Source organism: Streptomyces sp. ICN903 (genome assembly GCF_022015835.1).
GTDB lineage: Bacteria > Actinomycetota > Actinomycetes > Streptomycetales > Streptomycetaceae > Streptomyces > Streptomyces fenghuangensis.
Window position 1 is genome coordinate 1 of the sequence record NZ_JAKMAY010000587.1, and the last position, 1,114, is coordinate 1,114.

The 1,114-nt window shown below is 76.4% G+C and carries 1 protein-coding gene; it reads left to right on the forward strand.

Annotated elements, in window-relative coordinates; all coding sequences use genetic code 11:
* Positions 1 to 252 precede the first annotated feature (252 nt).
* On the forward strand, positions 253 to 1,114 hold an 862-nt coding region (locus L7D48_RS28975; RefSeq protein WP_237884095.1), incomplete at its 3' end, for a sensor domain-containing protein.

The following is a 1,114-nucleotide window of genomic DNA, read 5'->3' on the forward strand; positions in this document are numbered from 1 at the left end:
CCCCATGGCGGCGCACCCCCCGCGCCCGGCAGTCTTGTGCCCATGACCGCGAGCCCCCCGACCTCCGGCCGCGCCGCGCCCGACGGCCCGCACGCCCCGTACGTCCCTCCCGCCGTACAGGCGCCACGGCCTGCGGAAGCACCGGAACCATCCGACGCGCCGGACACCCCGGGCGCGCCGGACACCCCACGCGTCCCGCAGGCCGCCGGGGCCGCGCGGGCCGAAGGGACCGCCGGGCCCGCCGAAGCACCCGTGACCGGTGACGACGACCGGCTGCCCCCGCCGCGGGCCCCGCTCGGCGCGCAGACCTGGAAGGAGATCGCGCATCTCCTGCTCAACCTGCCGATGGACATCGTGGGCTTCCTCTACGTCTCCGTGTGGGTCTACTGCGGCCTGCTGCTGTCGGTCACCGTCGTGGGGCTGCCGGTGCTGGCGCTGGGCCTGATGGGCGGCCGCCGGTTCGGCAGGGCGGAGCGGGTCCGCGCGCGGCTGCTGCTCGGGGTCCGGATCGAGGAGCCGACGCCGATCCGGCACCGGGCGCACGGCGGCTTCTTCCCCTGGCTGTGGGCCTGTCTGAAGGACCCGGTCGGCTGGCGGCACGCGCTCTACTCCTTCGTCCGCCTGCCCTGGGGCATCGCCACCTTCACCGTCTGCCTCGTCTCGCTCTTCGTCGCCTGGCCCGTCCTGCCGTGGCTGGCCCGCGGGCTGACCCATGTGGACCGGATGATGGTGCGCGCGCTGCTGTCGCCCTCGGACGCGCTGGAGCGGCGCATCGCGGAGCTGGAGTCGGGCCGGCGGACGGTGGCCGACACCGCCTCCGCCGACCTGCGCCGCATCGAGCGCGACCTCCACGACGGGGCGCAGGCCCGGCTGGTCGCCCTGGCCATGGGGCTGGGCCTGGCCAGGGAGAAACTGCCGGAGGACCCGCAGACCGCCGCCAGGATGGTCGACGAGGCCCACGGCGAGGCGAAGCTCGCCCTCGCCGAGCTCCGCGACCTCGCCCGCGGCATCCACCCGGCCATCCTCACCGACCGCGGCCTGGGCCCCGCGCTGTCCGACGTCGCCGCCCGCTGCCCCGTCCCCGTGACCGTCTCCGTGGACCTTCCCACCCGCC